Genomic DNA, 6969 nt, shown 5'->3' on the forward strand with positions numbered 1-6969 from the left:
GCGATGCGACGAACGCGGGCGACCAGATCGACATTGGTTTGAGACAAATGTGACATAGGATACCCCCCTAGCCTATAGGCCAGTAAACAGCAAGTCGGTGTCAAAACCGTCCGTGGCTGTTGAAAAAGTCCTACTGAAGGCTGCCGATCGTCTGTCGAAATCGCCTTTTTAGATTATGCGAGAGGTTTGCTTATCCGGTTCCACCTGAGACATCAGGAGCCACCTTGGGGTCGGGATCCTGTGCCTTGCCGGTTGCGGGTGCCGCTTTCTGGCTCGGCATAGCGGTGAGATAAGCAACGATCGCGTCAACGTCCTTCTCGGCCACCGGCGCCTTGTACACCTCACGCATCTTGGTGACGGTCGCCTTCCACTGGTCCGCCGATAGCGCAGGCTGAGTTAGCGCCATGCTGGCCGAGTGGCACGAAGTGCAGTTGGCGTTGATGACGTCGGCGTGCGGACCATCGGGGTAGGTAGCGTCATCGACCGGCAGGTCGACGCTGGTCGAGGCGAGCGAAAAGCCGCGGGCTGAGACGCTGGTGGGCGGTGCCGGCTCGGATGTCTCGGAGATCGGGGCAGGCGCCTTGCGGCTGCTCGGCGCCCCGATCGAGACGAGGATAATGCCGGTCAGGCCGATCAGGCCAGCGGCCATGATGCCGGGAGACGGGGTCTTCATGCTACTCGCTCCTCAGGCCGCGATGATGGTGGTGGTCTCGATATTGCCGCGCATGAACCCGCCCGGGTTCCAGATCGGCTTCATCGGCTGGGCGACACCGTTGGTGTTCCAGCAGCGCACCATGATCGGGTTGGCACCGCGTCGCAGCGGCACGCGACCATCCCACCGACGGAAGCTGTACCTGCCCTCGTCCGCTCCGAGCGTCGTCCTGTACCAGGTGCGGCCTCCGTCCGACGATACATCGACCTTGGCGACGCCGCAGTCGCCGCCCATCGCGATGCCGCCGACCGGGATCGATGCCTCATAGGCTATCGTCTGGCCATCGGGCAGGCTGGTCATCCAGCTGCGCGGGATCATGCGGTTGATGGGGACAGTCGGGAAGTCTCTGGCGCCGGGCGCGACATTCGCGCCCGGCGTCGCGGGGATCTTGTAGGCCTTGGCCATCCAATACTGGTCGTCGGGGCCGGGCAGTACCTCGATCGAGTTCAGCATCTTGACCCAATAGGTCGAGTACCAGCCCGGCACGATCAGCCGGCAGGGAAAGCCATTGAGGAGCGGCAGCTGCTCGCCGTTCATGCCGAAGGCGATCATCACTTCGCCGTCGCGGGCATGGTCGATGTCGAGCGCCTTCTCAAAGTCAGGGGCGCCCGCCACGACCGGTTGATCGAGCGCACCGAAGCGCACCTGCACCGCGCCTGTCTTGACCCCGGCGAGGTCGAGCACGTCGCGCAGGCGCACACCGAGCCATTTGGCATTGCCCATCGCGCCGTTGCCCCATTGCGCGCCGGCAACACGTGGCTGGAACAGCCCACGGCTGTTTCCCGAGCATTGGTTGACCGCCGCCATCTCGACCCGCGGCAGGCGCAGCAGCTGGGCGAGGCTGATCGACAGCGGTCGGTTGACGTGGCCGAAGACGTTGAGGCGGAAAGTCTCGACATCGATCGAGGTCGGGATGTCGGCCCAGTGCCAGCGGACGAAGAACTGGTCGTTGGGCGTGAACACCGACTTGTCGAACACGTCCATCGGCGTTTCCAGCAAGGGCGGATGGACACGCTGGAGGATCATGCTGCCCTTGCCGGGAAAGGCGCTGGTCATCGGCCGTTCGGCATTGCCGCCAGGCAGCTTCAGGTCGACGAGCTGCTGCGCCAGTGCCGGCGCGGCGGCAAGGCCGGCGGTACCGAGCGCGGCATGCCTGAGAAAGCGGCGACGGCTGGTCTCACTCGCCAGTTCGGCGTCGAAATTGTCCATGACAAGGCTCTCCTGTGGCCAGCCACGCTGGCGGATCGAAGGGGCGTTTCGCAAGTGATCGGACCGACTGATCCGATCATCATGGCGGATCAGTTCGGGGTGGCGATGCAGGGTGAGACGAACAGGTTGCCGCGCCATGCGCCGGCCAGCGTCTTGGCGCCGACGAGCAGCCACATCGCCGCAAGCGCGACTGTCAGCACCGTGCCGACGAAACCGAAGAAACCGAGGTTCAGCGTCGTGCCTAGGCGTAAGGTGGCGACGGTGTAGACGCCGAGCGGAAAGGTATAGCCCCACCAGCCCAGGTTGAACGGGACGCCGGCGCGCCAGTAGCGGATGGTGATGAGCGTCGCGAGCGCCAGCCACCACAGGCCGAAGCCCCACAGGCAGAGTCCGGCCACAACGCCGATCCCTTGCGCGACGGCACCGATACCGGCCAGCCCGTGCGCCGCGAGGATAGCCGGCGCGTCCGCCCCGAGCACCAGCATGCCCAGAGCACCCGTGCCGATCGGTCCCAGCGCCAGCCAGGAGGACGCCGCCATGCTCTCCTGCGGCAGTTTGTGGAGCGCCATGCGCAGGATGAGGATGGCGAGGATGCCGAACGCGACCGGCACCGAATAGGCCCACAGCACATAGGAGGTCGCAAGCGTGACGAGCTGCGCGTGAGGATCGGCCAGATGCGGCGCGAGCAGCCCGCCGCTGGCGCCCGCCACTTCGGCAGCGACGACCGGCAGCAACCATACCGCGGTCATGCCGTCCAGGCTGTGCTCGTGACGGGTGAACATCATGTACGGGATCAGCACGCCACAGGCGAGCGACATGGCGGCGTCGATCCACCACAGGACGTGTGCGACCGGTACGATGCCATTCCCGAACCGTGCGATGCCGAAGGCGAGGCAGCCGTTGATGATCGTCGCGAGGCCCATCGGGATGGTGCCGATGAACATCGACACGGTGTTATGCCCGAAGATGCGCCGCGCCTCGTGCCCGAACATCACCCAGCGCGCGCCATAAAGGCCGGCGAACAGCGCGAAGAGTGCGATATTGAAGAACCACAACACCTCGCCGACGGGTTTAAGCGAAGGCCCGATGCCGGGCACCTGCGGCAGCGCGAGCGCGAGGATACCGGTGCCCATCGTCGCGGCGAACCAGTTGGGCGTGAACTGACGAATCATCTCGCGGGGATGATCGAGCCGGCTGAGCGGCTTGAGGCCGCTGAGAACGGAGTGCGTGTCGGCAGTCATGCGACCTGCTCCTTGATGAGGTCCGTCAGCGCGTCGGCCGCGCGGGTGCGATAGCGTTCCTTGTGGCGCAGCGCGTGAAAGGCGCGGTCGGGCAGCCCGAGCGGCAGCTCGACAAGGTCACCGGCCTTGAGCGCGCGCGCGACGACCAATCGCGACAAGACGGCAACGCCGGCACCCGCCTCGACGGCGGTGCGCACCGCCTCGTTGGACGGCAGCGTCATCGCTATCGTCAGCTGGGCCGGATCAAACCCGCGCGTTCGCAGCACGTCCTCGAAGGTCGAGCGCGTACCCGATCCCAGCTCACGGACGATCCAGCGTTCAGTGCGCAGCCAGTCCTCGTCGACGCGCCCGGTGTCCTCGCGGCCGACCAGCACCATCGGATCACGCCCGACATGCCAGTGGGCGAGCGCCGGTTCGTCCACCTCGCCCTCGACGAAACCGAGCTCCGCCGCGCCGCTCAGGACCTGCGCTGCCGCACCTTCGGTGTTGTCGATCGCCAGTTCGACCGCGATCTGCGGGTGGCGTTCGTGGAAGGCGGCTAGCTTTGCCGGCAACCAGTAGCTCGCGATCGTCTGGCTGGCGACGATCCGCAATGAACCACGGGCAAGCCCGGCATAGTCCGCCAGCATCGTCTCGGCATGCGCTGCCCGCCCCAGCACCGCGCGCGCTTCCTCCAGAAAGCCGCGGCCTGCTTCGGTCAGCTGGATGCCACGCCCGACGCGGTGAAACAGAGGAACCCCGTAGCGCGCTTCGAGGGCAGCAATCGCGCCGGAGGCAGCGGACTGCGTGACGTTCAGCACCTCCGCTGCCTTGGTGACGTGTTCGCGCTCCGCGACACCGACGAAGATTCTGAGCTGCTCCAGGGTCATGCAGCATATATCGCGTACTTAGATCGATACGACCAACCGTTTGATATGGTCATTCCAATCTGGATATCGGAATGATCGGCAGCCTTTCGTCTGCGATGGTCTCGAAGACTTGGAGCGTTAGGCGGGCCTGCGACGTTTGATCGTCCATGACCGCTCATCACTGGCGGGGTGATCCTTGCGATGCTCGTCCTGTTCGTCGGCGCGCCGCTGGAACGCCACATCCGCGAGCGAGCCCGCCTGACGCCGGCCGAGGCCGCCAGGAAGGATGCCGAGCGCAAGCCCTGATCGCGCTGGCCCGCCCGGTGCCTGTCGGCGCTGAGGAGCAGCAAGGGCGCTATCAGGACACCAGCGCCGCATCGGCCTGCCGCCGGACTTCATCGGCAATCGGATGCAGCTCGGCCGCAGGCCGCTCGCCCACCACACTATAGCCGATCCCGTCGACTGCCCATGTGACCCGGCCCATGGTCCCGCTGGACGTGCTGGTCATGCTCGCAGTCTTGTCGATCTGCATAGGCCTCGTCAGCACCGCGAGTTTCGACGCTTGCGGTCCGTCGTAGAGGAGCAGTGCCGCAGGGCCGTGAGGCGTCGCGACCAGTCGCCCCCCACCATAGCGATAGCCGGCTGTGCTGAGGTCCGGGATGGTGACGCGCTCACCCAAACGGGCGGAGGTCCATCGGATCAGCATGGCGCGCTGATCCGGACCGATCTCCGCCGGTCGTATCCGGTCGGCGGCATAGACACGGAAATTGTCACTCGCCTCGTTGGCCAGCGCCGCGATGCCTGCGCGGGGTTCACCGCTCCACTTCGCGCTCGACCAACCACCGCCAAACCCGACCGCCAGCAGAAGTGACGCGGCGATGGCGAATTGCCATCGCGGCTGACGTTGCCGCCCCCTGATGGCTGCGACGCGCATCGTCGCCGGGATCGGTTCATCCGCGATCGGGGCAAACAGGGATGCAAGGGCTCGCGCCTGCTCCGCCTGTTCCCGCAAACGGGCATGCAGGTCCGGCTGGCCTTCAAGATAGGCGTCGACCAGGCGCTGCCGCTCGGGCGACAGCCTGCCATCGATCCATGCGGCCAGATCGTCCTCGCCGATCGGGCTGGTCATTGCACGCTCCTCAATCGCGGCCGTTCACCCTCCCGGAGGAGGGTCGCCAGTCGGTCGCGCGCCCGGGATATGCGCGACATCACCGTGCCCAGCGGCACGCCGACAACGGCAGCGACCTCCGCATAGGGCAGGCCCTCGACCGATACGAGGAGCAGCACCGTTCGCTGCTCCTCGGGCAACGCATCAAGGGCGCGCAGCAGGTCGCGGTGGTGTAGGCCTGTTTCCTGATCGGCCGGACGGCCGAGCGTGGCGTCGTCCACGAGGTGGAGCGGAACCGCTGTGCCTCGCCGGCTATGCTGCCGCTGATGGTCGACCAACAGATTGTGCAGGATCGTATAGACCCATGGGCGCACCTCCGCCCCGCGTCGTTGTCGCCAGCGCCCGACCGCGCGCTCGAGACAATCCTGCACCACGTCATCTGCCATTGCCCGATCGCGCAACCACGACCGGGCATAGCGGCGCAGACCGGGGATCAGGGGCTCGATCGCGGCGGCAAGCGGGTCCATGTCAGTCGCGCTGTACCTGCACGATGCGTCCCGGCGCGCCGTTCACCACCTCAGCGACCGCCAGAAAACGGCGGGGCGTCGCGGTGCTGCCTTGAACGATCTGCCGGATCGGACCCGACGCGTTGACGATCGCCGCACCCGCCGGGTTGCTCATGAAGTTGGCAAGCGGCTCTACAGCGCCGCTACCATCCGCGTTGGCGGTCAGCACGAGCATGTAGGGCTTCTTGGGCTGCAAACCGGTAACGGCACTCTGCACGACCTGAATGATGCCTTGGTCGAAGAGGGTGATGCTGCTTGCCGCACCCTTGCCGCCGATCGGCCCCATAGTCAGATGCAACGCCTTGCCGGCCGTGCCGAGCGGCTGGAGATTGTCGGTGCCGGGGCCTGTCGGAACAGCGTTCGGCACATAGGCGATCGCCTGCGGTGCCTGTCCGACCGGCACGGTAGCGACGACCGTGTTGCCAGCGGTGTCGATCGCGGCCAGCTCATCGGCATTCTCCAGCCCGACATAGATGCGCCGACCGTCGCCGGACGGCCAGACACCGTGCGGCATCTTGCCGACTGGAATGGTTGCCACCAGCGTGAAGTCGGACGTGCGGAACACCTTCACCGCATTCTCCCCGCCGACCGTCACATAGGCGAACTGCCCCTTGGCCGTGCGGGCGAAGTTGACGTGATTGGTGATCGGCCCGGTATCCAGCACCTTGAGGATTGTGAAGGGTGGCCTGGCATCGAATGCGACCGTCTTGCCGATGTCCTTTAGCGTAAACCACGCCTGCTTGCCGTCCGGCGTCGCGGCGATGTTGGGGCAGAATGGGCTCGGCTGCGCCACCTGTCCGACCTGTGCGTGGGTTGCGACATCGAACACGGCCAGCACCGGATTGAACGAGGAACAGACATAGCCGTATCGCCCATCGGGCGAGAAGATCGTCATACCCGGACCACCGGGCGTCTTGATGCGGCCGGTTTCCTTGTACGTCGCGGGATCGAGCACGGCGATATAGTCCTCGCCGCGAACGGTGACCCAGACCTCCTTTCCGTCCGGCGTGAAGAACGCCTCGTGCGGACTGCGCCCGACATAGGTCGTGTGTTTGACCGTGTTGGTGGCGGTGTCGATCCACGACACGGCATTCGATCCGATCGACACGACCGCCAAGGTCTTCCCGTCCGGCGAGAAGCCCAGGCCGTGGACCAGCACTTGTCCCTTGTAGAGCGGGGAGAAGTTCATCGGCTGCGGATCGCCGAGCTTGATGACGCCGAGCAGCCGGTTGTCGGCAGGGTCCGTCACCGACACCGTGTTGGAGAATTGTTCGGACGCATAGAC

At 65.8% G+C, this 6969-nt stretch carries 7 protein-coding genes; all 7 read right to left on the bottom strand.

What is annotated here, in order from left to right; translation table 11 throughout:
* Positions 1-190: 190 nt before the first annotated feature.
* Positions 191-673, bottom strand: a complete 483-nt coding sequence (locus ACIQ17_RS28985; protein WP_021224435.1) for a cytochrome c — start codon at positions 671-673, stop codon at positions 191-193.
* Positions 674-685: 12 nt separating this feature from the next.
* Positions 686-1921 carry a molybdopterin-dependent oxidoreductase gene (locus ACIQ17_RS28990; RefSeq protein WP_021224436.1) on the bottom strand — a complete coding sequence of 412 codons (1236 nt, stop codon included), beginning with the start codon at positions 1919-1921 and terminating at the stop codon, positions 686-688.
* Positions 1922-2010: 89 nt separating this feature from the next.
* Positions 2011-3162, bottom strand: a complete 1152-nt coding sequence (locus tag ACIQ17_RS28995) for a TDT family transporter (RefSeq protein WP_021224437.1) — start codon at positions 3160-3162, stop codon at positions 2011-2013.
* Entirely contained in the window at positions 3159-4031 is an 873-nt protein-coding gene (locus ACIQ17_RS29000) for a LysR family transcriptional regulator (protein WP_021224438.1), read from the bottom strand. Before ACIQ17_RS29000 ends, ACIQ17_RS28995 begins: the two co-directional genes overlap by 4 nt.
* A gap of 337 nt (positions 4032-4368) precedes the next feature.
* On the bottom strand, positions 4369-5139 hold the full coding sequence (locus ACIQ17_RS29005; protein ID WP_021224441.1) for an anti-sigma factor: 771 nt from the start codon (positions 5137-5139) through the stop codon (positions 4369-4371).
* A complete protein-coding gene (locus ACIQ17_RS29010; protein ID WP_021224442.1) occupies positions 5136-5645 on the bottom strand; it encodes an RNA polymerase sigma factor in 510 nt (169 codons plus the stop codon). Before ACIQ17_RS29010 ends, ACIQ17_RS29005 begins: the two co-directional genes overlap by 4 nt.
* Before the next feature lies 1 nt (position 5646).
* Positions 5647-6969, bottom strand: a 1323-nt coding sequence (locus tag ACIQ17_RS29015; protein ID WP_398472880.1) for a beta-propeller fold lactonase family protein, incomplete at its 5' end; no start/stop codon positions are given.

It is taken from the genome of Tardiphaga sp., assembly GCF_044340795.1.
In the GTDB taxonomy this organism is placed as follows: Bacteria; Pseudomonadota; Alphaproteobacteria; order Rhizobiales; family Xanthobacteraceae; genus Tardiphaga.

Bases quoted from the DNA above. Each gene is read 5' to 3' on its own strand.
- ACIQ17_RS28995 (WP_021224437.1), bottom strand. From the start codon at position 3,162: ATGACTGCCGACACGCACTCCGTTCTCAGCGGCCTCAAGCCGCTCAGC.
- ACIQ17_RS29000 (WP_021224438.1), bottom strand. From the start codon at position 4,031: ATGACCCTGGAGCAGCTCAGAATCTTCGTCGGTGTCGCGGAGCGCGAA.
- ACIQ17_RS29010 (WP_021224442.1), bottom strand. From the start codon at position 5,645: ATGGACCCGCTTGCCGCCGCGATCGAGCCCCTGATCCCCGGTCTGCGC.
- ACIQ17_RS29005 (WP_021224441.1), bottom strand. From the start codon at position 5,139: ATGACCAGCCCGATCGGCGAGGACGATCTGGCCGCATGGATCGATGGC.
- ACIQ17_RS28985 (WP_021224435.1), bottom strand. From the start codon at position 673: ATGAAGACCCCGTCTCCCGGCATCATGGCCGCTGGCCTGATCGGCCTG.
- ACIQ17_RS28990 (WP_021224436.1), bottom strand. From the start codon at position 1,921: ATGGACAATTTCGACGCCGAACTGGCGAGTGAGACCAGCCGTCGCCGC.